Annotated in this window: 23 protein-coding genes; 10 read left to right on the top strand and 13 right to left on the bottom strand. The window is 55.3% G+C overall.

Annotation, left to right across the window (positions count from 1 at the left end):
* Positions 1–68: 68 nt before the first annotated feature.
* Positions 69–1,007: an ABC transporter substrate-binding protein gene (locus ABIB18_RS09650; RefSeq protein ID WP_031378038.1), complete on the top strand. Its 939-nt coding sequence runs from the start codon at positions 69–71 to the stop codon at positions 1,005–1,007.
* Positions 1,008–1,049: 42 nt separating this feature from the next.
* Complete coding sequence (locus tag ABIB18_RS09645; protein ID WP_354474061.1) at positions 1,050–1,733, top strand: D-lyxose/D-mannose isomerase; 684 nt, start codon at positions 1,050–1,052, stop codon at positions 1,731–1,733.
* 24 nt (positions 1,734–1,757) lie between these two features.
* On the opposite strand, the gene ABIB18_RS09640 is transcribed toward ABIB18_RS09645, so the two are convergent.
* The gene (locus tag ABIB18_RS09640; protein ID WP_031378040.1) at positions 1,758–2,501 is read right to left on the bottom strand and encodes a response regulator; all 744 of its coding nucleotides are present in this window, start codon (positions 2,499–2,501) and stop codon (positions 1,758–1,760) included.
* Between the two features lie 65 nt (positions 2,502–2,566).
* On the opposite strand from ABIB18_RS09640, the gene ABIB18_RS09635 reads away from it, so the two are divergent.
* Positions 2,567–2,737 (top strand): hypothetical protein, encoded by a 171-nt coding sequence (locus ABIB18_RS09635; RefSeq protein WP_158087053.1) that lies wholly within the window; start codon positions 2,567–2,569, stop codon positions 2,735–2,737.
* Positions 2,738–2,935: 198 nt separating this feature from the next.
* Entirely contained in the window at positions 2,936–4,234 is a 1,299-nt protein-coding gene (locus tag ABIB18_RS09630; protein WP_218833860.1) for an NCS2 family permease, read from the top strand.
* 2,354 nt (positions 4,235–6,588) lie between these two features.
* Here the strand turns inward: ABIB18_RS09630 and putA are convergent.
* Positions 6,589–10,536 carry a trifunctional transcriptional regulator/proline dehydrogenase/L-glutamate gamma-semialdehyde dehydrogenase gene (gene putA / locus ABIB18_RS09625; protein ID WP_354474060.1) on the bottom strand — a complete coding sequence of 1,316 codons (3,948 nt, stop codon included), beginning with the start codon at positions 10,534–10,536 and terminating at the stop codon, positions 6,589–6,591.
* 448 nt (positions 10,537–10,984) lie between these two features.
* Between putA and putP the strand changes: the two genes are divergently transcribed.
* The 5 genes from putP to phoH all read left to right on the top strand — a co-directional run bounded on the left by putP (position 10,985) and on the right by phoH (position 17,310).
* On the top strand, positions 10,985–12,469 hold the full coding sequence (putP, locus tag ABIB18_RS09620) for a sodium/proline symporter PutP (protein WP_354474059.1): 1,485 nt from the start codon (positions 10,985–10,987) through the stop codon (positions 12,467–12,469).
* A gap of 193 nt (positions 12,470–12,662) precedes the next feature.
* Positions 12,663–13,490, top strand: coding sequence for an iron uptake transporter permease EfeU (efeU, locus tag ABIB18_RS09615; protein ID WP_031378123.1), 828 nt, complete (start codon positions 12,663–12,665; stop codon positions 13,488–13,490).
* 52 nt (positions 13,491–13,542) lie between these two features.
* On the top strand, positions 13,543–14,658 hold the full coding sequence (gene efeO, locus ABIB18_RS09610; RefSeq protein WP_046288256.1) for an iron uptake system protein EfeO: 1,116 nt from the start codon (positions 13,543–13,545) through the stop codon (positions 14,656–14,658).
* A 2-nt stretch (positions 14,659–14,660) separates the two neighbouring features.
* The gene (efeB, locus tag ABIB18_RS09605) at positions 14,661–15,938 is read left to right on the top strand and encodes an iron uptake transporter deferrochelatase/peroxidase subunit (RefSeq protein ID WP_159223695.1); all 1,278 of its coding nucleotides are present in this window, start codon (positions 14,661–14,663) and stop codon (positions 15,936–15,938) included.
* 583 nt (positions 15,939–16,521) lie between these two features.
* Positions 16,522–17,310, top strand: a complete 789-nt coding sequence (gene phoH / locus ABIB18_RS09600) for a phosphate starvation-inducible protein PhoH (protein ID WP_031376423.1) — start codon at positions 16,522–16,524, stop codon at positions 17,308–17,310.
* A gap of 622 nt (positions 17,311–17,932) precedes the next feature.
* On the opposite strand, the gene ABIB18_RS09595 is transcribed toward phoH, so the two are convergent.
* The 6 genes from ABIB18_RS09595 to ABIB18_RS09570 all read right to left on the bottom strand — a co-directional run bounded on the left by ABIB18_RS09595 (position 17,933) and on the right by ABIB18_RS09570 (position 21,026).
* A complete protein-coding gene (locus ABIB18_RS09595) occupies positions 17,933–18,343 on the bottom strand; it encodes a hypothetical protein (RefSeq protein WP_354474058.1) in 411 nt (136 codons plus the stop codon).
* 99 nt (positions 18,344–18,442) lie between these two features.
* Positions 18,443–18,724 (bottom strand): hypothetical protein, encoded by a 282-nt coding sequence (locus ABIB18_RS09590; RefSeq protein ID WP_354474057.1) that lies wholly within the window; start codon positions 18,722–18,724, stop codon positions 18,443–18,445.
* 357 nt (positions 18,725–19,081) lie between these two features.
* Positions 19,082–19,651 carry a hypothetical protein gene (locus tag ABIB18_RS09585; protein WP_354474164.1) on the bottom strand — a complete coding sequence of 190 codons (570 nt, stop codon included), beginning with the start codon at positions 19,649–19,651 and terminating at the stop codon, positions 19,082–19,084.
* 115 nt (positions 19,652–19,766) lie between these two features.
* Positions 19,767–20,471, bottom strand: a complete 705-nt coding sequence (locus ABIB18_RS09580; protein ID WP_354474056.1) for a PD-(D/E)XK nuclease-like domain-containing protein — start codon at positions 20,469–20,471, stop codon at positions 19,767–19,769.
* Positions 20,471–20,782 carry a hypothetical protein gene (locus tag ABIB18_RS09575; protein ID WP_354474055.1) on the bottom strand — a complete coding sequence of 104 codons (312 nt, stop codon included), beginning with the start codon at positions 20,780–20,782 and terminating at the stop codon, positions 20,471–20,473. Before ABIB18_RS09575 ends, ABIB18_RS09580 begins: the two co-directional genes overlap by 1 nt.
* 106 nt (positions 20,783–20,888) lie before the next feature.
* Positions 20,889–21,026 carry a protease FtsH-inhibitory lysogeny factor CIII gene (locus tag ABIB18_RS09570; RefSeq protein WP_137244741.1) on the bottom strand — a complete coding sequence of 46 codons (138 nt, stop codon included), beginning with the start codon at positions 21,024–21,026 and terminating at the stop codon, positions 20,889–20,891.
* 240 nt (positions 21,027–21,266) lie between these two features.
* On the opposite strand from ABIB18_RS09570, the gene ABIB18_RS09565 reads away from it, so the two are divergent.
* Entirely contained in the window at positions 21,267–21,608 is a 342-nt protein-coding gene (locus tag ABIB18_RS09565; RefSeq protein WP_354474054.1) for a hypothetical protein, read from the top strand.
* A gap of 132 nt (positions 21,609–21,740) precedes the next feature.
* Here ABIB18_RS09565 and ABIB18_RS09560 read toward each other — a convergent pair whose 3' ends face one another.
* The 5 genes from ABIB18_RS09560 to ABIB18_RS09540 form a co-directional block, all read right to left on the bottom strand.
* Positions 21,741–21,929, bottom strand: coding sequence for a hypothetical protein (locus tag ABIB18_RS09560; protein WP_069728509.1), 189 nt, complete (start codon positions 21,927–21,929; stop codon positions 21,741–21,743).
* A 3-nt stretch (positions 21,930–21,932) separates the two neighbouring features.
* A complete protein-coding gene (locus ABIB18_RS09555; RefSeq protein WP_354474053.1) occupies positions 21,933–22,223 on the bottom strand; it encodes a transcriptional antitermination N peptide in 291 nt (96 codons plus the stop codon).
* Positions 22,224–22,553: 330 nt separating this feature from the next.
* On the bottom strand, positions 22,554–23,012 hold the full coding sequence (locus ABIB18_RS09550; RefSeq protein ID WP_354474052.1) for a hypothetical protein: 459 nt from the start codon (positions 23,010–23,012) through the stop codon (positions 22,554–22,556).
* On the bottom strand, positions 23,009–23,317 hold the full coding sequence (locus tag ABIB18_RS09545; protein ID WP_354474051.1) for a hypothetical protein: 309 nt from the start codon (positions 23,315–23,317) through the stop codon (positions 23,009–23,011). The genes ABIB18_RS09550 and ABIB18_RS09545 overlap by 4 nt, the downstream gene beginning before the upstream one ends.
* 37 nt (positions 23,318–23,354) lie before the next feature.
* Positions 23,355–23,513, bottom strand: a complete 159-nt coding sequence (locus ABIB18_RS09540) for a hypothetical protein (RefSeq protein WP_354474050.1) — start codon at positions 23,511–23,513, stop codon at positions 23,355–23,357.
* Positions 23,514–23,529 lie beyond the last annotated feature (16 nt).

Below are 23,529 nucleotides of genomic sequence, written 5' to 3'. Positions count from 1 at the left end.
GCCGCGCGTCCGCCGCCATAAAAACGCCATTTAGTCGTTGGCACTTTGATAACCGCAGGAGAAGGTCTATGCGTTTTAATCCGATTGTAACCGGACTGCTGGCGGCGACGCTGTTCAGTACCGGCATGGCTCAGGCAAAAGAACTCAAATCTATCGGCGTGACGGTCGGCGATCTGGCTAACCCGTTTTTCGTGCAGATCACCAAAGGTGCGGAGATGAAAGCGCGGGAACTGGCGGGGGATAAGGTCAACGTGACGCTGGTCTCCAGCGGTTACGATCTCGGTCAGCAGGTCGGCCAGATCGATAACTTTATCGCGGCGAAAGTCGATATGATCATCCTCAACGCTGCCGACTCCAAAGGCATCGCCCCGGCGGTGAAACGGGCGCGGGACGCCGGCATCGTGGTGGTGGCGGTTGACGTGGCGGCCGATGGTGCCAACGCCACCATCACCTCCGATAACACCGAGGCCGGGGTGATGGCGTGTAAATATATTTCTGACCGTCTGAAAGCCAAAGGCAACGTGGTGATCATCAACGGGCCGCCGGTTTCGGCGGTACAGAACCGCGTTGAGGGCTGTATGACCGAGCTGAAGCGCCATCCGGATATCAAGCTGCTCTCTTACAACCAGAACGCCAAAGGCAGCCGCGAAGGCGGGCTGGAAGTGATGACCGGTCTGCTGTCGGCGAATCCGAAGATCGATGCGGTATTCGCCATCAACGATCCGACGGCGATTGGTGCCGATCTGGCGGCCAAACAGGCGCAACGTAACGAATTCTTTATTGTCGGCGTCGATGGATCGCCGGACGGTGAAGAGGCGCTGAAACGTAAGAACTCGCTGTTCGTCGCTACACCGGCGCAGGACCCGCAGGTGATGGCGGCCAAAGCGGTGGAGATCGGCTATGACATTCTGCAGGGCAAACCGGCACCCGATAAGCCGGTGCTGATTCCGGTGAAGCTGATCGATCGTAACAACATCGGCAGCTATCAGGGCTGGACGGTGAAATAAGCCACCGGCGGCACCGTCGGGTGCCGCCCACAGGAGGCCACAATGCAGCGATCAGAAGTGAATCACTATCTGCAACTGACCCGCGAGTTTCTGATGCGTCAGGATGTGCATCTGCCGCCGTGGGCCGATTTCAGCCTCAGCCAGTGGCGCGCTCAGGATCGTCGGCAGGCGCAGGAGATTCTGGCGCTGCGGCTGGGCTGGGATCTGACCAGCTTTGGCGCGGCTGACTTTTTGCACACCGGTCTGACGCTGTTCACTCTGCGTAACGGTTCACCGGGTGGGCATCCGTGGCACAAACCCTATGCCGAAAAGGTGATGCACGTGCGTGAGGGCCAGCGGACGCCGATGCACTATCATCCGCAGAAAATGGAAGACATTATCAATCGCGGCGGCGGCAATCTGATTATCGAAATACATAACCGCGACGGCGACGGACTGGCACATTCGGCGGTCGCGGTGACGCTCGACGGCATGCGTCAGTCGCACGCTGCCGGCTCGCAACTGCGGCTGTCACCGGGTGAAAGCGTGACGCTGGAAGCGGGCATCTGGCACAGTTTCTGGGGCGAGAACGGCTTCGGGGACGTGCTGGTGGGTGAGGTGTCGATGCCGAATGATGACGAAAATGACAACGTGTTTCTGACGCCGCTGGCACGTTTCAATCCACTGCTGGAGGATGAGACGCCGCGCTGGCTGCTGTGCAGCGATTATGCGCACTGGCTACCGTGAGCAGGGCAGGCGCGGCGCGGTCAGTCAGGCAATCTGGCTGGTGCGCGCCAGCGTATCGGGTTTGACCACATCAGCGGAAAAGACATAGCCGAGGCCGCGAATGGTGCGGATCAGGTTAGGCTGATGTGGATTGGTTTCGATCTTACGCCGCAGCCGCATGATCAGTACGTCGATGGTGCGATCAAATACGTCGAGCGTTTCGCTGTGGGTCAGCTCCAGCAACTGATCGCGGGTCAGCACCTTGCGGGCATGACGCACCAGCGCACGCAACAGGCTATATTCGCCCTGCGTCAGCGGCACCAGTTCACGTTGCGGATTAAATAACTGGCAGCGGCTCTCGTCGAGTTGCCAGCCGTTAAAGCGCCAGCCTTCCTGTTCCTGTTCGGCCGGCAGCAGGCGTCCTCCCCGGCGCAGGGCCGCCCGCGCGCGCGCCACTACCACCCGCGGATTAAACGGTTTGGCAATATAATCATCCGCGCCCATCTCCAGCCCGACCACCATTTCCGCTTCCGATCCCATTCCGGTCAGCATAATCACCAGCACATCGGGCCGCTGGCGCTGTAACTGCTGTAACACCAGCAGGCCATTGGTATCCGGCAGCATCATATCCAGCATCACCAGCCCAATCTCCGGGTGCTGATGGAGCATCGTCAGGGCCTCTTTGCCCTGATGACAGCTGTAGACATTGAACACATGTTCACTTAGCGCGTCCTGCAACACGTCGCAGACGGCAAGATCATCATCCACCACCAAAATCGCTGGCTTCATTGCGCGGCCCCAATGTTACGAAAGAGTTAATTCTGGAGTGTACACAGGCTAACAACGGTTGCTGTATGAGCCTGCTGAAACGTGACCAGCTTCGCCTGGCAGAGTGCGGAATCGTGCGCTGGCGCAGAGTTTTTCAGGCGGTCAATGTCGCCGCAGGAAAACGATTGCGCACAATCAGTGCATTGCACCATAATCGCGCCTTGTTTTGGTTCGGAATTGTCTTAGCCCTTCTGTAGCGCGGCAGGTAATCGATTGCGTCGGCTTATGGCATGGCAATTGCTTTGGGCTGTGGGTCAATAAACGTTTTTTCACCGAATTCAGGCTAGCGAGTATGCAGCAGCCCGTTTCGCTGTACCGGAAACAGAATAATCAGCATGCAAACCCCTTTGGCAAGTGAGAACGCACATTCGTGACGTCTCCTGTATCGAGAGATGATGATGTTAGAAAAATTATTCAAACTCAAAGCACACAACACTACGGTTCGCACCGAGATTATCGCCGGCATCACCACCTTCCTGGCGATGGCTTACATTCTGTTTGTGAACCCGAGCATTCTGGGTGCCACCGGCATGGATAAAGGCGCGGTATTTGTGGCCACCTGTCTGGCGGCGGCGATTGGCTGCGTTCTGATGGGGCTGATCGCTAACTACCCGATTGCACTGGCACCGGGCATGGGATTGAACGCCTTCTTTACCTACACCGTGGTGCTGCACATGGGCTACACCTGGCAGGTGGCGCTGGGTGCGGTATTCCTGTCGGCGGTAATCTTCTTTGCGCTGTCGATTTTTAAAATCCGCGAATGGATCATTGCCAGCATTCCGCTGCCGCTGCGCGCCGGTATTGGTGCCGGTATCGGGCTGTTCCTGGCGCTGATTGCGCTGGAAGGGGCGGGCATTGTGGTCGATAACCCCGCTACGCTGGTGGGGATTGGCGATCTGACTAAGCCTGGGCCGCTGCTGGCCATGCTGGGGTTTATCGTGATTGTGGTGCTGGAAGCGCGTCGTGTAACCGGCGCAGTGCTGATCGGTATCTTACTGGTGACCTTTATTTCGATGGGTATCGGCCTGTCACCTTTTGCCGGCGTGTTCTCTGCACCGCCGTCGATCGCGCCGACCTTTATGCAACTGGACATTGCCGGTGCCTTTAACGTCGGGCTGGTAAGCGTGATTTTCGCCTTCCTGTTTGTTGATGTGTTCGACAATACCGGGACGCTGCTGGGCGTGACCAAACGTGCCGGTCTGGCGGATGAGCAGGGTAACGTGCCGAAGATGGGCCGGGCGCTGATCGCTGACAGTGCGGCCGCCCTGTTTGGTTCGCTGCTGGGTACTTCGACCACCACCAGCTATGTGGAATCTGCGGCTGGCGTCAGTGCGGGCGGCCGTACCGGTCTGACGGCAATTGTGGTCGCTGTCCTGTTCCTGCTGGCGCTGTTCTTCTCACCGCTGGCCTCCAGCGTACCGGTCTATGCAACTGCGCCTGCCTTATTGTTTGTCGCCGTGCTGATGGCCTCGGGTCTGGCGGAGATTGACTGGAAAGATATCACCACTGCCGCACCGGTAACCGTCACGGCGCTGGCGATGCCTCTGACCTATTCGATCGCCAACGGTATCGCGTTTGGTTTTATTACCTGGACGCTGGTGAAGCTGCTGAGTGGCCGCACCAAAGAGGTCAACGCGGCGCTGGTGATCCTGTCGATTCTGTTTGTGATTAAGTTGGGGTGGCTGAGCGCCTGAATGCGCAGGGGCCGGCTGGCAGTGGTTTAACGCTGTGCAGCGGGCTGACATTCAGCAGGTTACGCCTGCTGCGGGCTGGCGGTGAGTGAGGTTACGCCTCGCTTAGATCTGAAATCGAGCAGGTTACGCCTTGCTGCGGGCTGGCATAGAGTAAGGTTACGCCCGCCGGGCAGTGGGGAGTTTCAGGTTGCCTGAGCAGGCGGACGCGTCAAGGGGCGGCCGCCCGCCCCTTAACAATCCCGGCGTCCGGCGGCCTGCGCGCCACGCTGTGCGCGGTCCCTTCGTCATTCCCTGCGGCCGACGGACCGGCCGGACGCGCCTTCCGTGGCGCGTTCCGTCCTTTCGCCGACCTCCTGTCGGCTCTCCTGGCCTCCGTTCATTCCTCAGCGCTGCGGACGCCTCTGGTGAAACCCTCGTCTGTAATCTCTCTTTCTTGTTACAGGGCTTAGTATCGTCTGGTGGCTGGTGGATTACGCCTGGCGGCGGTGCGCTTTGTAGCAGGGGGCGCGCTGTGCAGAGTGACGTCAGGCTGGTCTGGCATAAAGCAGGGTTTCACATGTCTATGGGCTGACATTGAGCAGGTTTCGCCCGCCGGGCGGTGAGGAGTTTCAGGTTGCCTGAGCAGGCGGTCGCGTCAAGGGGCGGACGCCCGCCCCTTAACAATCCCGGCGTCCGGCGGCCTGCGCGCCACGCTGCGCGCGGTGCCTTCGTCACTCCCTGCGGCCGACGGACCGGCCGGACGCGCCTTCCGTGGCGCGTTCCGTCCTTTCGCCGACCTCCTGTCGGCTCTCCTGGCCTCCGTTCACTTCTCAGCGCTGCGGACGCCTCTGCTAAAATCCCCGTCTGTAAACTCTCTTTCTTGTAGATGGACTGGTTTTGCCTGGTGGCTGGTGGGTTAGTTAGACCTGCTGCGGTCTGACATTGAGTGAGGTTACGCCCGCCAGGCGATGGGGAGTTTCAGGTTGCCTGAGCAGGCGGACGCGTCAAGGGGCGGCCGCCCGCCCCTTAACAATCCCGGCGTCCGGCGGCCTGCGCGCCACGCTGCGCGCGGTTCCTTCGTCATTCCCTGCGGCCGACGGACCGGCCGGACGCGCCATCCGTGGCGCGATCCGTCCTTTCGCCGACCTCCTGTCGGCTCTCCTGGCCTCCGCTCATTCCTCAGCGCTGCGGACGCCTCTGGTAAAACCCCCGTCTGTAATTATCTTTTCATTTCGCTGTTGCCGTGCTGTCTGCTGGCCCGTTGCAAAGACAAACCTCAATAATTACCGGGATGACGAACCCAACTTGAAAAAGACGAAACAACCGCTGCGATTTACAAAGCCGCGCTGTCTGCCGACCCGATAGAAAAGACAATCCCAAAAATCCACAGCGATAAAATACCCAACATAAAAAGAAGAGATAACAGCGGGTGGGTTAAATAACATTTTGTCTGCTGAGCCGAAAGCCAGAGGCAATCCCAAAAACCGACAGCGATAAAGTACCCGACATAAAAAAAGAGATAACAGCGAGAAGTTAGGAGGCCGTCAGAACCGCTGAGCCGATGAGGGATTTCAGGACGAGCGACAGGGAGGTCGCGAAGAGGCGGGTTCGTGCCAGGGATGGCGCGTCCCGCCGGTCCGTGAGAAATCCGGAAGAGGCGAAGGGACCGCGAAGCGGCGGTGAAGCAGGCCGGAGCCCGGGGTCTAGGGGGCGCGGCGACTGGCGCCCCTTGTCGGTCGCCTGCTCGGGCGATCTGAAACTGCCCGGCTTACCAGGCGAACGAAAACCTCTCATAGCCCGTTCGCGCAGCGAACCCCCAAACCTCACCGGCCGGCGAACGAAATCTTCTCCCAGCCATTCGCGCAGCGGACGCCTCTGGTAAAACCCTCGTCTGTAATCTCTCTGTCTTGTTACAGGGCTTTGTGTCGTCTGGTGGCTTGTGGATTACGCCTGGCGGCGGTAATGGATACTTTCCTTTTCTGACGGCTAACGGTCCTGAACGCAGAAAAACGCTGAAAGTAATGTTACTCACTCATCACAGCGACGAAGCACCAAACAAAGAAAAAAAGAAATAACAGCGAGAAGTTAGGAGGCCGTCAGAACCGCTGAGCCGATGAGGGATTTCAGGACGAGCGACAGGGAGGTCGCGAAGAGGCGGGATCGCGCCATGGATGGCGCGTCCCGGTGTTCCGTGAGAAATCCGGAAGAGGCGAAGGGACCGCGAAGCGGCGGTGAAGCAGGCCGGAGCCCGGGGTCAAGGGGGCGCGGCGACTGGCGCCCCTTGTCGGTCGCCTGCTCGGGCGATCTGAAACTGCCCGGCTTACCAGGCGAACGAAACCCTCTCAGCCCCGTTCGCACAGCGAACACGCAGCTCCTTACCCGATTGTCATCAGACTGGCATTCCCGCCGGCTGCGGCGGTATTCACACTCAGCGAACGCTCAATCAGCAACCGTTCCAGCAGCAGATTGGTCTCACCGCGGGCGAAGCCCTGCACCGAAACAATCGCGCCTTCGCGTGCGGCAATTTGCTCACACAGGGTGCGCAGCTGATCGGCATCACCGTGATAAATCACCGCATCAAATTCTGCCGCTAACGGATCACGCGCCAGGGTAATACGCGCTTTCACCGCGTCTGGCAGGGAAGTCAGCAGGCGACGATGCAACTCATCATCCTGCCACAGCGCCTTGCTGCCCACGCTGGTGACGGCGGCCAGTTGCACTAAAGCATCCTGCTCGTTGTCGGCAAGGCAGAGCACCTGATCACGCGGCAACAGCGAGAACGTGTTGCGCTCGCCGGTCGGACCGGGCAGTAACCGTACCACGCCCGCCTGCGCCAGATCGGCATAGTGCTGGCACAACGCCGCCAGTTCAGGCTTCTCTTTAGCCCAACCCGTCAGCGCCTGATGAGGTGCCAGCAACGCCTGACGCAGGGCGCTGTCGGCAGGGCGCTCGGCATCCTGACGATCAAACGTCAGTCGCAGCGCGCCGTCCGGACGATGCGCCAGCAGACGATAGAGATAGAGCGGTCCGCCGGCTTTCGGGCCGGTACCGGATAATCCTTCGCCACCAAACGGCTGCACGCCAACCACCGCGCCAACCATATTCCGGTTGACGTAGAGGTTGCCGACTCTGGCATTCGCCGTCACCTGAGCAATAGTCTCGTCGATGCGGGTATGTACACCCAGCGTCAGGCCATAACCCGAGGCGTTAATCTGTTCAATTAACTGCGGCAGATTATTGCGGGTGAAACGCACCACGTGCAGTACCGGGCCGAACACCTCTTTATCCAGATCTTTAACCTGATCCAGTTCAATCAGGGTCGGTTTGATGAAGGTGCCGCTGCTCCACTCTTTGCTGTCGTGTGGATTCTCCTGCACCGCCTGATAGACCGTGAAGCCTTTATTGCGCATCGCCTGAATGTGACGCTCAATATTGGCTTTGGCTTCAGCATCGATCACCGGACCAATATCGGTCGACAGGCGCTCCGGATTACCCATCCGGCATTCCGCCATCGCACCGCGCAACATCTTCAGTGTGTGGTCGGCAACATCTTCCTGAATGCACAGCAGACGCAGGGCAGAACAACGTTGACCGGCGCTGTCGAAGGCAGACGCGACGATATCAATCACCACCTGCTCAGTCAGCGCGGAGGAGTCGACGATCATCGCATTCATTCCGCCGGTTTCAGCAATCAGCGGCGTCGGGCGACCCTGCGGATCGAGACGACCGGCCAGATTACGTTGCAGCAGCGTCGCAACCGCGGTTGAACCGGTGAACATGACGCCGCGAACCCGATCGTCGCCGGTCAGCTGCGCGCCAACCGTTTCACCCAGACCCGGCAGCAGTTGCAGCACGCCAGCTGGCACGCCCGCATCCAGCAGAATCTGTACCGCCTGCGCCGCAATCAGCGGTGTCTGCTCCGCCGGTTTGGCCAGCACGCTGTTACCCGCAGCCAGCGCCGCAGCAATCTGACCGGTAAAGATCGCCAGCGGGAAGTTCCACGGGCTGATACAGACCACTGGACCCAGTGGGCGATGAGTTTCGTTATCGAAATCATCCCGCACCATACCGGCATAGTAATAGAGGAAATCGACCGCTTCGCGCACTTCAGCGATGGCGTTGTTGTAGGTCTTACCGGCTTCACGCACCAGGATGCCAATCAGCTGCTGCATCTGACCTTCCATGATCTGTGCCGCGCGCTCCAGAATTGCAGCACGCTCCTGAGGCGGAGTGGCGAACCAGATCGGGCCGCTGTTGACCGCCGCATCCAGCGCCTGAGAGACTTCCTGCTCAGTCGCTTCGCGTACCTGTCCGACAATATCGTTCGGCGCAGCGGGGTTAACAATAGTGCGGCTTTCACCTTCACCCAGCTTACCTTCAATCATCGGCTGAGCCAGCCACGGCTGCGCGGCACTGCTCAGCAGGGCGCTGGACAGTGAGGCCAGACGGTGTTCATTGGCCATATCCAGACCGGCCGAGTTGACGCGGTTAGCCCCATACAAATCGCGCGGCAGAGGAATCTTCGGATGCGGCAGGCCAATCGCCCCTTCGCTGGCACCCAGCTTCTCCACCGCCGTCACCGGATCGGCGACCAGCTCATCAATCGGCAGTGAGGTATCGGCGATACGGTTAACGAAGGAGGTGTTGGCACCGTTCTCCAGCAGGCGACGCACCAGATAAGCCAGCAGCGTTTCGTGCGTACCGACCGGCGCATAAATACGGCAGGGACGGTTAAGTTTGCCGTCCGCCACTTTGCCTACCACCTGCTCATACAGCGGTTCGCCCATGCCGTGCAGGCACTGGAACTCATACTGACCCGGATAGTAGTTGTTGCCAGCCAGCTGATAAATCGCCGCCAGCGTATGGGCATTGTGGGTGGCAAACTGCGGGTAGATCAGGTTCGGCACCGCCAGCAGTTTACGGGCGCAGGCCAGATAAGAGATGTCGGTGTAGACCTTGCGGGTATAGACCGGATAGCCCTCCAGCCCCTCCATCTGGGCGCGTTTGATTTCGCTGTCCCAGTAGGCACCTTTAACCAGACGGATCATCAGGCGACGGCGGCTCCGTTGTGCCAGGTCGATCAGCTCGTCAATCACGAACGGACAGCGCTTCATGTAGGCCTGGATGACAAAGCCGATGCCGTTCCAGCCTTCCAGTTCCGGCTCGAAACAGAGTTTTTCCAGCAGGTCGAGCGACAGCTCCAGCCGGTCAGCTTCTTCGGCATCAATGTTGATGCCGATGTCATAGGAGCGAGCCAGCAGCGTCAGCGATTTCAGAATAGGGTAGAGCTCCTCCATCACCCGCTCATACTGAGCGCGGCTGTAGCGCGGATGCAGCGCCGACAGCTTGATCGAGATGCCCGGGCCTTCATAAATGCCGCGGCCATTGGACGCTTTGCCAATGGCGTGAATCGCCTGCTGGTAGGAGACCAGATAGGCTTTGGCATCGCTGGCGGTCAGCGCCGCTTCACCTAGCATGTCGTAAGAGTAACGGAACCCTTTCTCTTCCAGCTTGCGGGCGTTAGCCAGCGCTTCAGCAATGGTTTCGCCGGTGACGAACTGCTCACCCATCAGACGCATCGCCATATCCACGCCTTTACGGATCAGCGGCTCGCCGCTCTTGCCAATAATGCGGTTCAGCGATCGCGACAGATTGGCTTCGTTATGGGTTGAGACCAGACGGCCGGTGAACAGCAGGCCCCAGGTGGCGGCGTTAACGAACAGCGACGGGCTGCGACCGAGATGCGACTGCCAGTTGCCGTTGCTGATCTTATCGCGGATCAGCGCATCGCGGGTCGGCTTGTCAGGGATACGTAATAACGCTTCGGCGAGGCACATCAGCGCCACGCCTTCCTGCGAGGATAAAGAGAACTCCTGCAGCAGGCTTTGCACCATGCCAGCGCGTCCGGTTGCTCCTTTTTGGTGCCGCAGCTTGTCGGCCAGCTGGTAAGCCAGCTGATGGGTTTTCTCCGCCAGCGCCGCAGGCAGACGTGCCTGCTCCAGCAGCATCGGCACCGCGTCGGTCTCCGGGCGACGCCAGGCGGCGGTCACGGTCGAACGGGTCACCGACTGCGGCAAAATCTGCTCTGCGAAGTCAAGGAACGGCTGATGCGTCTCGTCGGTCAGCGCCTCATCAGCCTCCACTGTCGCCAGGCTGGATAACGGGATTTCAGGCAGCGAATCGCCCGACTCAAGCTGGCCGAGGTAGTTAAAGATCGCCTGTTTAATCAGCCAGTGTGGCGTGCGATCGATACGCTGCGCAGCCAGTTTGATGCGCTCACGTGTCGCGTCATCCAGTTTTACCCCCATGGTGGTTGTACCCATGACTCCAGTGCTCCTTATAGTGGTTCGATACGGCGTGGCTGCACTATCACTTAAGTTGCAACTTTGTGCAACCGTGTTAAATGTGAGCCAGTTAACACCCTTTTAACGCCGTCAATTGTTAATTTTTGCAATGCGGCACGGATATTGCTGCAAAATCCTCGCCAACCTGACGGGCCTGGCAACGCGCGGTTTATGTGAGGTTGCGCCGGGTTGCAACCGACGTTATGTGAGCGAGTGCAACCTCTGAACACTTTTTCGCAATCGGTTAGTGAAATCGCTGTAACGCCTGTGTTAAATCCATTGTGCGCCGAACGCCTTTCCGGCAGGATACCGCGCCGCAGGGAAATGGCTAACGCCCTGACGAGGATAATCGGTCCGTTTTGCCCCGTTCCGGCAAGCAGGCAGCTGGCGATTTCTCTGGGATATCAAATAATAAGTGGAGAGACAGATGAGTCTAAGTACACCGATGCTGGTGACCTTTGTAGTTTATATTCTTGGGATGGTGCTGATCGGTTTTGCGGCATACCGCTCAACCAAAAACTTTGATGACTATATCCTCGGCGGCCGCAGTCTCGGCAGCGTGGTTACGGCGCTGTCTGCCGGTGCGTCAGACATGAGCGGCTGGCTGCTGATGGGATTACCCGGTGCCATTTTCATCTCCGGCATCTCCGAGAGCTGGATTGCCATCGGCCTGACGATTGGTGCCTGGCTGAACTGGAAAATTGTTGCCGGTCGCCTGCGGGTACAGACTGAGCATCACAATAACGCGCTGACGCTGCCGGACTTTTTCACCAGCCGCTTTGAAGATCACAGTAAAATCCTGCGCATCATTTCTGCCATCGTGATCCTGGTGTTCTTCACCATCTATTGTGCTTCTGGCGTGGTGGCTGGCGCACGTTTGTTCGAAAGCACCTTTGGGATGAGTTACCAGACGGCGCTGTGGGCGGGCGCAGCCGCGACCATCCTCTACACCCTGGTTGGCGGTTTCCTCGCGGTGAGCTGGACTGACACGGTGCAGGCCAGCCTGATGATTTTTGCGCTGATTCTGACGCCGGTGTTTGTCATCATCGCGGTCGGCGGCTGGTCTGACTCCATGGCCGTGATTGAAGCGAAAAGCCTCGAAAACCTCGACATGCTGAAAGGTCTGAACTTTGTCGCGGTGATTTCACTGCTTGGCTGGGGACTGGGCTATTTTGGTCAGCCGCATATCCTGGCGCGCTTTATGGCGGCCGACTCCCACCGTTCAATCCGCACCGCACGCCGTATCGGTATGACCTGGATGATCCTCTGCCTGGCCGGTGCGGTCGGCGTGGGCTTCTTCGGTATCGCTTATTTCCAGAACAACCCGACCCTGGCGGCGGGCGTCAATGACAACGCGGAGCGGGTGTTTATCGAACTGGCGCGTATCCTGTTTAACCCGTGGGTGGCCGGTATTCTGCTGTCAGCGATTCTGGCGGCGGTGATGTCGACCCTGAGCTGCCAACTGCTGGTCTGCTCCAGCGCCCTGACTGAAGATCTGTATAAAGGTTTGCTGCGAAAAAACGCCAGCCAGAAAGAGCTGGTGTGGGTCGGACGTCTGATGGTGCTGCTGGTGGCGTTAATCGCTATCGCGCTGGCGTCTAATCCGGAGAACCGGGTGCTGGGCCTGGTAAGCTACGCCTGGGCGGGCTTTGGGGCAGCGTTTGGTCCGGTGGTGCTGTTCGGGGTGTGCTGGAAGCGCATGAACCGCAACGGCGCGCTGGCGGGCATGATCATCGGCGCGTTAACCGTGCTGGTGTGGAAGCAATATGGCTGGCTCGGCCTGTATGAAATCATCCCGGGCTTCCTGTTCGCCAGTATCGCCATCGTGGTGTTCAGCCTGATGGGACGTGAACCTTCAGCCGAAGCACAGCAGCGTTTTGCCGCCGCGGAAGCGGAGTTCCAGACTAAATAACGCGCGCAGAGCGTAAAAAAGCCCGCCGGTTAATCGTGGCGGGCTTTTTTTTGTTACAAAGATAAACCACTCAAATGCGAAATTATCTCATCCGGCAACTTGTTTTTTTCGTGGCGATAATGATAATCGGTATCGTTTACATTTTACCTGATTTTACTTTTATTGACGCTGCTTAACATTCAAGAGGTTGGCGATGTTTGTTCCGTTTCTCATCATGCTGCGCGAAGGCTTAGAAGCCGCACTGATTGTCAGCCTGATAGCCAGCTACCTGAAGCGCACCCAGCGCACCCAATGGTTTCCTGCCATGTGGGCTGGGGTAGTAATCGCTGCGGCGCTCTGCCTCGGGCTCGGGCTGTTCATCAACGCCACCACCGGCGAGTTTCCGCAGAAACAGCAGGAACTGTTTGAAGGGCTGGTTGCGCTGGTCGCGGTGGTTATCCTCACCTCGATGGTGTTCTGGATGCGCAAAGTGGCGCGCAATATCAAAGTGGAGCTGGAGCAGGCGGTGGACCAGGCGCTGCAACGCTCAGGGCGCGGCGGACTGGCACTGGTGCTGATGGTGTTCCTGGCGGTGGCGCGCGAAGGGCTGGAGTCGGTGTTCTTCCTGCTGGCGGCCTTTACCCAGGATGTTGGCTACGCGCCGCCGATTGGTGCGGTGCTGGGGCTGGCGACCGCGGTGGTACTGGGCATGCTGCTTTACTGGGGCGGTATTCGCCTTAACATGGCCCATTTTTTCCGCTGGACCAGCATCTTTATCCTGTTTGTCGCGGCGGGCCTGGCGGCCGGGGCGATTCGGGCTTTCCATGAAGCAGGACTATGGAATCGCTTTCAGGATGTGGCGTTTGATCTCAGCAACACCTTATCGACCCATTCGCTGTTCGGTACGCTGCTGGAAGGGGTACTTGGCTATCAGGAAGCCCCCAGCGTCAGCGAAGTGGTGGTCTGGGGCCTCTATCTGATCCCCGCTCTGATTCTGTTTTTTATGCCCGCGCGTCCTGCCGCGTCGGCCACTGTGCGCTAAGCCATTTATCGGGTGCGCCTGCCGCGCTCAACAACGTGATAGGGAAATAAACATGACAATGCGTTTCCGCCGCAAGGCACTGCTGGTTCCTTTGCTGGCGATCTCCGCCTCCGCTGCCGCCGCGGTGCCTCAGGTGACCGTCAGCGTTAACGACAAGCAGTGTGAACCGATGACCTTAACCGTTAAGGCCGGTAAAACTCAGTTCCTGATTAAGAACAACAGTCAGAAAGCGCTGGAGTGGGAGATCCTGAAAGGGGTGATGGTGGTTGAAGAGCGCGAGAACATCGCACCCGGATTCAGCCAGAAGCTGACCGCCAATCTGCAGCCAGGCGAATATGAGATGACCTGTGGCCTGCTGAGTAATCCGAAAGGCAAGCTGGTGGTTGAGGCCGGTGACGCCGCAGCGAAAAGCGCGCCGTCCGAGCGGATGCAGCTGGTCGGCCCGATCAGCGCCTACAAAGCCTATGTCACTGAGCAGGTGAATCAGCTGGTGAGTGGAACTCAGGCCTTTACCGATGCGGTTAAAGCTGGCGATGTTGAAAAAGCTAAAGCGCTGTTTGCCCCGACGCGTCAGTATTATGAGCGTATTGAGCCGATTGCTGAGCTGTTCTCCGATCTCGACGGCAGCATTGACGCCCGCGAAGATGATTATGAGAAGAAAGCGGAAGATCCAAAATTCACCGGTTTCCACCGGCTGGAAAAAGCGCTGTTTGCCGATCACAGCACCGAAGGGATGGCGGGTTACGCGGATCAGCTGAACAAAGACGTTAAAGATTTACAGACCCGCATCAGCGAACTGGCTTTCCCGCCAGCCAAAGTGGTCGGTGGTGCGGCTGGGCTGATTGAAGAGGTCGCCTCCAGCAAAATTTCAGGTGAAGAAGATCGCTACAGCCGTACCGACCTGTGGGACTTCCAGGCCAACGTTGATGGTGCCCAGAAAATTGTTGAACTGCTGCGGCCGATGGTCAGTCAGGCTAACCCGCAGTTACTGGCAAAAATCGACGGCAACTTTAAGAAAGTGGATGCGATCCTGAGCAAATATCGCACCAAAACCGGTTTCGAATCGTATGAGAAACTGACCAGCGCCGATCGTAATGCGCTGAAAGGACCGATTACCGCCCTGGCGGAAGATCTTTCATTACTGCGTGGCACCCTGGGTCTGGATTAATCATGAGTCGTCAGGAAGATGACGCGCAGCCCGCGCGTCGTCGTTTATTAAAAGGTCTGGGCCTGCTGGGTGGGGCGGCCGCACTGGGTGGCGGTTGTCCGTTTCATGCGGCGGCCGCCGACAGCTTTTCACCGGGCACGGTAACGCCGCAGGCGCGGCAACAGGCGCAGCCATTTTATGGTCCGCATCAGGCGGGCATCGTGACGCCACAGCAGGCGTCAATGATGCTGGTGGCATTTGATCTGCTGAGCAGTGACAAAGCAGAGCTGGAGCGGCTGTTTCGTCTGCTGACCCAGCGCATCGCTTTTCTGACCGCTGGCGGTCCTGCGCCGCAGGTGACCAATCCGCGTCTGCCGCCGATGGACTCCGGCATTCTGGGTGCCACTATCGCCCCGGATAACCTGACAATTACCGTGTCAGTGGGGGATTCGCTGTTCGATGAACGTTTTGGTCTGGCACCGCATAAGCCGAAAAAACTGCAGCGGATGACCCGTTTTCCCAACGATTCACTGGATGCTGCCGAGTGCCATGGTGACCTGCTGTTGCAGCTGTGCGCCAACACCCAGGATACGGTGATTCATGCCCTGCGTGACATCATCAAGCATACGCCCGATCTGCTGGGCGTACGCTGGCGGCGAGAAGGGTTTATTTCCGATCACGCGGCGCGCAGTCAGGGGGCGGAGACGCCGATCAACCTGCTGGGATTCAAAGATGGCACCGCCAATCCGGATACTCACGATCGTGCCCTGATGAATCAGCTGTTATGGGTGACGGACGATCAGGATGAACCGGTCTGGGCACGTAACGGCAGCTATCAGGCGGTGCGACTGATCCGTTTTCGCGTTGAGATGTGGGACCGCACGCCGCTGGGCGAGCAGCAAACCATTTTTGGCCGCGATAAGCTGAGCGGGGCGCCGCTGGGGATGCAGCATGAACGCGACATTCCGGATTACCACAACGATCCGGATGGTGAGGTGATTGCGCTGGATTCGCACATTCGTCTCGCCAACCCGCGAACCCCGGAAACCGCCAGCAGCCTGATGCTGCGTCGCGGCTACAGCTATTCGGCAGGAATTTCCGCTTCAGGGCAGCTGGAGATGGGGCTGCTGTTTGTCTGTTATCAGCACGATCTGGAAAAGGGCTTTATTACCGTCCAGCAGCGTCTGAATGGCGAAGCGCTGGAAGAATATATCCGGCCGTTTGGCGGTGGATACTTTTTTGTTCTGCCCGGCGTCGCCGATGCCAGCCATTATTTAGCCCAGCCGTTACTTGAAGCCTGATTAAATTTCATCCATCCTGCTCTGCCTGGCCACCGGCGGAGCATTTTTTTGTCTGATAACCCGCTCAGACGCTTTTTTTGCTCAGTTTTAGCTGAAATTTTAACGCGATTTTGAGTGTGACAAAATAAAATAAAGCATTGAAAATAAAAGAATATGCTGTATTTGACTGCTAAAGTGTTAACACCCGATTCGCAATTACTTTGCCATGAAGTAAAATTACTGTTGCAAAGCGCCAATAAAATGGTGCACTTTATTCAGTAAGCGTAATCAGACGTGTTGATGTATCACACTGGAGTTCGCGCATGGGTCGATTCTTTTATGGAAAGTCTGTATCAGTAATTAGATTGCGCTTAACCGCGAGGGCTATTCTGCCTCGTAACATCCTCCTCTCTTCAACGTTCTCTCTTGTCATTTCGCATCCTTTTTTTACCGGTATACAGCAACGCTGTACTGCTGCTGCATGCCTGAATTCATGGCCTGTCACGGCTCTAAAGGAAGCCAACTGAAACCTCTAAAGCGTTCACGTAATCGCAACGGGCTACTGGCCTGACGCGGGAAATGAAACCAACTGTAAGGTGCCACTATGGGAAGACAGAAAGCAGTGATCAAAGCGCGTCGGGAAGCAAGACGAGTGCTTCGCAATGACTCCCGGAGTCATCGTCAGCGTGAAGAAGAATCGGTCACTTCGCTGGTGCAAATGGGTGGGCTGGACTCGATTGGCATGGCGCGCGATGTGCGCGACCGGGGACCGATAGAAGCCCGTAATGAAGCTCAGGCACACTATCTCAACGCCATAGAAACGAAACAGCTGATCTTTGCTACCGGTGAAGCCGGTTGCGGCAAAACCTGGATCAGCGCTGCGAAAGCGGCAGAGGCCCTGATTCATAAGGATATTGACAGAATTATCGTTACGCGCCCGGTATTACAGGCCGATGAGGATCTGGGATTCCTGCCCGGCGATATCTCCGAGAAATTTGCCCCTTATTTCCGACCGGTGTACGACATTCTGGTTAAACGTCTTGGCGCATCCTTTATGCAGTACTGTCTGCGTCCGGAAATCGCCAAGGTCGAGATTGCCCCGTTCGCCTATATGCGCGGCCGGACTTTTGAAAATGCCGTGGTTATTCTGGATGAGGCGCAAAACGTGACTGCCGCCCAGATGAAAATGTTCCTGACCCGACTGGGCGAAAACGTCACGGTCATTGTGAATGGTGATATTACCCAGTGCGACTTGCCCGCTGGGGTGCCTTCCGGTCTCGCAGACGCGCTGGCGCGTTTCGAAGAGGACGAGATGGTTGGCATCGTACGTTTCGGCAAAGAGGATTGTGTGCGTTCTGCGCTGTGTCAGCGCACCCTGCACGCGTATAGCTAGCGTTTGATTGAGTAGCAGTGTAGCGCCCAAACCCGGCTTCGGCCGGGTTTTCTTATGGTGGGGCGGGGCTTCTTACCGTTGCTGAACAGCGCATAGAATTGCGCATAAAAAAAAGCCTGAACTTTCGTTCAGGCTCTTCTTTGAATGTGGCGGTGAGAGGGGGATGAACTCGCTGCGCTCGCCCTGCGGGCAGCGTCGCAGGCTCCGCTGTTCAACTGGCTGCGCCAGTTGTCGAACCCCGGCGGGGCTTCTCACCCCCTCTCTGAACTTTGCACAAAACTACGCATAAAAAAAAGCCTGAACTTTCGTTCAGGCTCTTCTTTGAATGTGGCGGTGAGAGGGGGATTCGAACCCGCGCTTTAATCTTTCTAACTTACTGATAAATAGCTGTTTCATTTTGCGATCCTTTTACGCGTGCAGAAGACGTGCATTAATGTTGAAAAATCGATGTTATTCGCTGCCCGTTTTGATCCCCGGTCGTGTCAGATGCCCACCAGACTAAAAATGTTTTCATCTCTTACCCCTTATGCCGCTGTCAGGCTCAATGCCGCGGCGAAAATAGTCAGATTGCAGGCAACAAAAAACCGCCCGAAGGCGGCTGTTTATAAGGATGTTAAAGGGATTAAATTCCCATGCGGTACTCTTCGTACGTGCGAGGTTCCGAGTCACCTTCTTTACGGAAAGAAAGCAGTTCTTCCTTCCGATTCGTAACATACCCCAATGTTTCAGTAAGCTGACGTCGCAGGGTAGTAGGCATTTGAGGAATGGTTTTATCGGTCAGTCCATTCTCAATTTTATTCATGATTTCGAGAGCCAGGGCAATCTGCTCCTCATCAATCAGAATATTGACGCGATAACCCTCACTGGTATCCTGCTCGCTGCCTAACTGCCTGGTCAGTTTATCGACCTGATTGGCATAGTCATCCAGCTGGGCCTGAACATCGGCGGGGATTTCACCATTTTTTTCAGCCAGCGTTTTAAGTGCGTTGACGTTATCGATCGCCTGTTGTGCAAGGTCAGTTGCAGTAGTCATATTCAGTATCCTTTTGAAAAATTTTTAATTAAGAAAATTCAATGAGGTTAAAAAGGCCGATCAAAATCGGCCTAAAAAAAGTCAGTTACTGACTAGCTGTTATGGGTGATCGTACTGCTGGAAAGTGCGCGGTACCGGGTCGCCGGGCTTACGGTACTGGGCGTTGTCGTCTTTGCGGCTTTTCAGATACATCAGGGTCTGCTTGGCCTGATACTGATCATCTGGAGAGAGTGAACCAGCCGTACCTGCGTTAATCGCCGCAACAACTTTGGTCAGAATTTCGATACCCCAGCCCACGGCTTCAGTGGTATCCAGAATCGCAGAGCGATACAGGGTATTGAGGTCTTGCAGGTCTTCAAATTCCTGGTCGGTATGAGACATAATAAATCCTCTTTCAGTTGAGTGAGTTAGGCTGTGAATTCACTCAGTCACATTACTCTCAGCACCTGGTGATGACCAGTAAAATACTGTTTATATGTACAGTATATTTGTGTCATAAATTTGGCTTAGTGCCACTTCTGCGTTTACTGCGCTCTTCCAGAAAACGTATCCGGCTGCGACTGGCACGCTGGCGAACGGATTCATAGGATCGGTTGAGTTGCCGGGCTATAAGTTTTGGTGGGGTAGTCGCTGCGAGTTCTTTAAGAAGGCCTATCTCATCGGGTGACCAACGGCGGCCGAGAGTTAGTTGATTCCCCCGGCGCTGATATTCAGGTGATTGCATGCAGCCTCCTATGATTATCCGATTGCCTCTTCAATTTCTGCCTTACGAAGCAGATAAACATCATCAAGCTTTTGCAGGTCTGACTCATTTCCTGCCATTGCTGATCTGGCTCGCTCATAAGCTGAATTCAGCTTGTTTAAATCCATAGAGCCAGCATTTGCTGTGAACCACACGAGCGGGCTTACAGGTGGGTTATTGACTGTCAGTTTCTCAACAAAGTGCTCAACACGTTTCCCACGAGAAACCGAGAGCATCATGGAGAAATTTGCTTCAATGCCGCTCATAGCCTTAACTTTAATGCCGCCAACTTTCACGCCACCAAATTTCACATTCGGATCACCTACCAGAGTCAGTGATTTACCAACCCAATCCTTACCATCGTTACCCCATCCCCCTACCAGAACGCGGCGCATTGAAAGCGATGGTTTGTATGGCCGGCCCTCATATCCTTCGAGGTCGATAAATACCGGCTGCTCCTTGTTGCCGGCGCGCACTGATTTAATCGTGGCTGTTATGGAACTGGTCTGTACGTCTTCAAAGTTGATTTGGTCAGACTTAGGGATAATGGTTCTTGAAAGGTCCATCACAGAAACACCTCATCATTGAATTCTTCATCAAAAAGATATGACGGGATGTTTATCTCTGCGGAAGGCAGTACAATCCCCTCGGTTTTTATTTCTTCGTTTTCAAGGCACTCAGCTATCTTTTCGAGAGCTGCAAACATCGCCTTTCGGCCCGCTTCGAGCGATTCTTCCCGATGAAATACATACAGTTCCGATATGGCGGCTTATTCTCGATAGCGAAAAAGCAAAACTGGTCCACGGTTTTACCGGTAACCAATTTGAGAACGTGTAAGTAAAAGGCGGCCTGAATGTGGTAGTGAAACCTACCAAATGCCTGACTGAAACCTCTGGCTGAGGCGTCATTACAGCTTTTGACATCCATAGGGTATGGGTAGCTATCTGACAGTCGGTCGAATCGGCATTTAAGCGGAAGTCCTGTTATGTCGCACGTCGCGAACATAGAAACCTCAGACTTCCCTGCAGAACGCATATAGTCGACAAAGTCGTCGTTCATCCTTGCGGTTTCAATCATCCTTGAAACTGTGTCGACATCCTGACCTACCAATATGCGATCACATCCATACTGTGCCAGCGCATCCTTGTACTCTCTGGATCGACGGTCCGCTGCGGAAGACAGCATAAGAAACTGACTTTTGAATAACTGAGGCTCAAGCAGAGCGGCATGTATTGCCGTTCCAATATGCGCTGACTTGCTTCCCTTGAATGGATTGAAGTAGAGGTTTGCTGGGCTGACACTGATAGCTTTTACCGACGTCGATCCAATGGCGGGGTCTGCATGGTAGTCCTCATTGCTGAGGTCGTAGTAAATCCCTGGCTGCATTACGCCGCCTCCTGATTTCCATGTTTGTTGCGGTAAATCCCGATCGCCACTTCACGCCGCGCAGCCTTAATCATCGCATCACGTAAAAAAGCCTCAGCCGCTTCGTGCTGCTCGTCGTCTTCGTCGAACATCTCGATGGCCGGATAGTCGTAATGGCGCGTCAGGAAGGCGCACAGGGCAGGCATTAACGGGTTTGTCTTGTGCTGGCTCATACGTGCATCAACTTCAGCTGCGATGAACTCCAGTTCGCTATCCGGCAGGTTATCGGCGATATCCTGCACCTCATGCCGGGCAGTTCTGTTCAGTCTCATTGCAAAGCCCTCCGCAGTAACTGCATCGCCATAGCCCACTTGGCACCATCGCCGAACAGATGAGCCTCTCTTGAAAGCTCCTGAGCCTTCGTGAAGTAACGTGATTTCATGGCTGGCCTCTTTGATTCAGAGTGTCGATAAGGTTGCGCCAGCCAGTGCGGAGGCGGCGTGTAATGGTGTCGAGAAGTGATTCGTCTAACTGAGCAGCGCCCACGATGGCGCCGCCCGCGATGGCATAGTTCATCGTGGGTTCCTTGAATTTGGTTAGGTTGGTGTCAAAAAGAAGGGAGCCATTGCGGCTCCCATAGGGGTGATACGTTCTGGTTATCTATCCTGTCATTTGAAACTTCTTAGCGTTGGTGCGTAGCACCTCAAAGCCGTCTGAGTAGACAGCTTTACGGTGTCACTCAGTTGATATTTTCATGGAAGCGATTTTTTGTATTAGGCATTATGAAATCCTCCGTTCCGTGTATAGAAAACGACTATGAAAAAGATGCTAACTGCGACCTTGTTATTTTTCCTAACCGCTCATCTCTCTGCTGCTCATGCGCAGATGAGTGAGGATGAGGCAAAAGAAGAAGGCAGGGGAATATGGATGACTGGCTGCCTCGACTACAAAAATGGTCTTCTGGATGGAGATTTTCCTAAATGGTTCAAGCTTGATGCCATGACAAAAAGTCGTACCGATGTGAAAAGGAATGCTGTCATCCGTCTTTATTCCAATGGTTGGGACACCGCGAAAGCTATGGGTGGTGTAGTTGACTGTAAAAACCAATCCATATATTCAGCCGATGCCTTTACCTCGGGAATAGATATACGGTCTTAATTAAGTAGTGCTATTTAATGATGTGTGTTACGTCCTTCCGGACGGTGCGGTAACCCGCGTTGAATATTGCAATCTCCGGCAGACATACCGATGTGCTCTCATGCCTGTCACGCAGACAATAAAAAAGGCCGCCTAAGCGACCTCTTCAAATTTGGCTACGATGCCAATGTCTATCTTCACGTTCATCCCTGTTAACTGCCAGGGTGACTCCTGATCCGCATCATTTCCCACTACAAACCGGAGCCGATCATCGGCTTCGTAAATCTTGCCCTCAGTAAATGCCTGGTGCTGATTTGACTGGATGCATTTAAGTTTTTTCATGACTTACCTTGCTGTAACGGAATTGGACTTGCGATTGCCGGCATTGTATAGCGCAACCTCAGGCAGGCAAACAGCCCCACCTTCATGCCTGTCACGCAGAGAAGGGGAGATGCAAGCCTTCTCGATGCGGCTGATGTGCTTAACCTGAATCGCCACAACCTCTGGCTCAATGCCGAAAGCCGTGTCGATGATTGATTCGATGCGATCACGATCCATTGCCACCGCACGACGACGAGCATGGCGGCGTGATTTGGCGTTCTCTTTAACCGATGTGCCGTAAGTGATTACTGTCATGGTTGCCTCCTGAAGTGGTTTTGGTACTGCCGACTGGTAAGCCGATAGACAGTCCAAATCCATCTCGGTTGGTTAGTTGGCGCTTTGTCAGCGCTGCAATGTTGTTAAAGAGCATCACCGTCCTGGTGAATAGTGCGTCCTGCTGATGGGATAAAATTACAATAAAGTTTGTAGGCTGTAAACAATAAATATTGTATTTGGTGGCGAAGAATACAAATAGCTTTGTTTTTAAAGGGGATTTATTTTTGCGAAGTGGGATCTGCAGGCACAAAAAAGCCCGCTCAATGGCGGGCTATTAGGGGGAACCAGTAAAAACTTCGTCGCGGCCGGTTAATTGGATTTTTCTTCTTTAGCTCTTTGGGTGGCCTGATCAACCTGAATTTTTAGCAGCGTTTTGTTTATATCATCCAGCTTATCGGCAACGCGGGTGAATCCTTGGTTCATCTCGCCGCGAAGCGAATCCACATCGTCCCCGCTTTTATCACGTGAAGAGGTCAGGTCTGAGCGCACGTCATTAACATCAGAATGGATTAAAGCGTAAGTGCCTCCCGCTATAGCAAGAGCACCTAGTAAAGTCGCTACACACAGTCCAATTGCCCAACGGATAGTTAGAGGGCTATCTTTTTCAATTGGCATAATATCCTCCTCTAAATCTATCGTTACGGTTTCAGCAACCAACATATGGCTGCCATCGTGATTTTCAAGTATACCAGTTTCTGGGTTAGGTTGTTGCGGGTTAAATTTTGGATTTTGAAAGAAGAAACTATCATCAAAACAAGGCGTGATCATTTTTTTCTCGCATGCAGCCAGGTTGCAACCTTATTGGTGTTGAAAAGCTTTATCTCGCCACATGTACTGCATATTACGAAGAATGCCCATACCCCAGAGCCACTTATCATTGGGAGAGGAAGCGTGATGATAACCGGCTTTTCCTTGTCATTAGGATTACTGTTTATCTCCCAGTGAGAGCCACCACAGCATGAGCACTGAAGATCTTTCCCATCTTTTTCAAAGCTCTTCAAAAAGTCTTTGAAATCTTGTGTCGTCGCTGAAAGGACCAATTCAGGTAGATTAATTTTTTTATCCGCGTCCATAACTCACTCCTTATCATCCAAACGTCTCTTCCGGCCACTAAGCTGCAGTAATCGCTATCACCGCATTTACAACTCCAGCAGCTAACAGAACAAAGCCCGGAATCAGGTAATTTTTGTCCCGCTTCTTACGGGCCAGGTAGAACATCGCGAACGCAATGCAGAACATCGGAATCGCTATCTTCGCAAAAACTGACATGCCATCTCCTTAGCCA

It is taken from the genome of Pantoea sp. UYEF8 (assembly GCF_040546285.1).
Classification (GTDB): Bacteria; Pseudomonadota; Gammaproteobacteria; order Enterobacterales; family Enterobacteriaceae; genus Pantoea; species Pantoea brenneri.
This window is presented reverse-complemented; position numbering and strand designations above follow the sequence as displayed.